Here is a 2,349-nt window from a genome sequence, read left to right on the forward strand (position 1 = left end):
TGACCTCCTAATGTTCCATCGATCGAGGCGTCCTGTGGTGCAGCGCCACTGATGGCCTTATAGTCGCCATTAAAGTAGTTCAGCATTACATTATAGGCCGTTTTTCCAACTACACAGTATAACCCAACCAACTTAACTCAATAGTTGTATCGGTATAATAATAATAATAATGCATATCATAGATTTTCTTCGCCAATTACCCAACCTTGTCCAATCAGCTCATTGGTACGGTGTAAAAGATCAAGCTGGCGAAAAAAATTGTTCAGCTCCCCTCCTTTCTGCTTCGGTTATCTGCTTTACAGGCTCCTTTTCTACAGATCAAGATTATGCCGTACAGCCTGTTGCCTGTATTCCAGTTTCAGGGTTACCCGCATCCTTTCCAGTCCTTCAACACTAAGGCCACCTAGAAGCCCAAAATTCAATTCTTGATACTGCCAGGTTATATATTCCCGGTTTTCTGCATTGAGTGCTGTTGTCATGTAATAGCGTTTTAATGGGGTTAAATAAAAAAGGAGGCCTATTAAGACCTCCTTAAGTTTTTATGATTATCAATTCTGTTTTGCCACATTACCAACCTGATACTAACGGACGCTTGTGCCTGATTAGGCGTCCTTTCGCCACTTTTTGGGGGCTTCCTCCTAGCACAGGAGTGCCAAGAGAAACAGAATTCTTTTCATATAAAGGTTTATGCTATTTTACTGGTTGGCTGGTGGTTATTATAGAAGCATTCATTTTCTGACACTTTTTCCAAGCTCGGCACCTGGTGCCGCATCTCTGTTTGCGTATGGGTTCTCGATGATCAACTCTGCAGTATCGCAGCTGTTAGTGAACTTTACACTATCGGCTTTATAGGGAATTAACCAATGGCATATTCTGATGTCTCGATTCACTCCTCCAACATTTTATCTTTATAGAAATTAAAGATCTTCAACTCACGAGCGTCACCCTCCAAGATTTTTTCATAAAACTCATCCTTTTCCTCCGACCATTCTTTGAAGCTAATAATATCGTTATTCTCAATTCTAATCTGCGATAACGAGTCAATTCTAGCTAAACTAAAATCCCAATATTTTGAAATTCTATTGTCAATAACCTCAAATAGCTCAGCAGGAAATGCTAATGGAAAGCTATTTATTTCATCCCCCTGCAAATAGTAAAATAAAACATTAAACAATTTAGTAATAGCAAAAACAACATAAATTCTCCCTTTAGTTATTTCCAATTCAGATTTTTCTGCCCATTGCACAACTCTTTTGTCGTGTATTTCTGGAATGACCTTATCAACTAAGCATTTAACTTTCATCTATTTAAATTTAAAATCAGTTGTATAACCGGTTATAGGATTTCTCACATAATGAACCACAGATTTCCCCCCTTTTGGCCCAACGCTATGATGCCATTTCTCCCATCCCAAATATCTCGGATCCTTTAATGTAAGGTTTAAGTTACGGCCCATGCCTTGCTGAGCTTCCGTTAATGCTTGCACATCCTGAGCACTATTGGGCAATCGTCGGAATACATTTTTATTTGCCCCATATTGCTGATTTCGAGCAAGCCTAGCAGCTTCATCTAATGAACCGCTCATATTCTTTAACGGAGCTACTTGTGGCTTATTCGTAAATGTGAATTCCTCAGCCACTGAAATAGACGAAACTTCTCCAGAAACCGGAACCCTTCCTGGACTAATAAACAGACCCCATACCATTGTCGCAAACTGAACGTGAAAATCGGGATTGTTCCAATTTTGTTGGGTATATGACTTTGTTCCAGAAGCCACTTCTCCAACAGCTACAACAGGATCAGGATGGGTATATAACCAATTATTCAATGATTTTAATCCACCGACAATTCCATCCTTTATATTTGTCAAAGTCCATCCCGGATTACTTACTTCATCTATTGCATCAATGACCAAGTTGCTAACTGGTGCTAATACATAGTTATTGGCTGCAGCGTTTAATCTATTTAACACGTTTCCTTCGCCTTCGGGTAAAGACCCGGGTTTATATTTTGCAAGATCAACAAATCCTTTCCTACTAAATGCAGACGGCTTAGGTGGAGCGGCGGAATCCCCTAGTATGTCATTGTTTAGAATCGGGTTATTATTAAATGCGCTATACTGACTTAAGCCAACTATCGGTCTAGGATCCAAATTCCACCTCCTCCCAATCCTGCTATCATACTCCCAAAACTCTGCGCCGTATGAGTTATCATTAAGTTCTGTAGACCTCTCCTGTCCATTAAACCCATACCCATACCCACCTACATTTACACTCCTACCCCGCTGCAACATCCCAAACGGATAATAATCCTGCGCACTTACGACCTGCGGATTAAAATAATCAACGG

At 40.2% G+C, this 2,349-nt stretch carries 4 protein-coding genes; all 4 read right to left on the minus strand.

The genetic code is table 11. From position 1 onward, the window contains the following. Positions 1-311: 311 nt before the first annotated feature. Positions 312-479 (minus strand): hypothetical protein, encoded by a 168-nt coding sequence (locus tag BMX95_RS35235; RefSeq protein WP_165759078.1) that lies wholly within the window; start codon positions 477-479, stop codon positions 312-314. 249 nt (positions 480-728) lie between these two features. Next, the gene (locus BMX95_RS35240; RefSeq protein ID WP_177193749.1) at positions 729-890 is read right to left on the minus strand and encodes a hypothetical protein; all 162 of its coding nucleotides are present in this window, start codon (positions 888-890) and stop codon (positions 729-731) included. After that, a complete protein-coding gene (locus BMX95_RS34320) occupies positions 887-1,303 on the minus strand; it encodes a hypothetical protein (RefSeq protein WP_081203638.1) in 417 nt (138 codons plus the stop codon). The genes BMX95_RS35240 and BMX95_RS34320 overlap by 4 nt, the downstream gene beginning before the upstream one ends. Continuing rightward, positions 1,304-2,349 (minus strand): hypothetical protein (locus BMX95_RS35245; protein ID WP_090519759.1); only part of this gene is annotated, 1,046 nt, incomplete at its 5' end.

Origin of the sequence: Niastella yeongjuensis (genome assembly GCF_900110245.1) — a bacterium.
Classification (GTDB): domain Bacteria; phylum Bacteroidota; class Bacteroidia; order Chitinophagales; family Chitinophagaceae; genus Niastella; species Niastella yeongjuensis.

Coding starts and splice junctions, on each gene's coding strand:
- BMX95_RS35235 (WP_165759078.1), bottom strand. CDS start 479: ATGACAACAGCACTCAATGCAGAAAACCGGGAATATATAACCTGGCAG.
- BMX95_RS34320 (WP_081203638.1), bottom strand. CDS start 1,303: ATGAAAGTTAAATGCTTAGTTGATAAGGTCATTCCAGAAATACACGAC.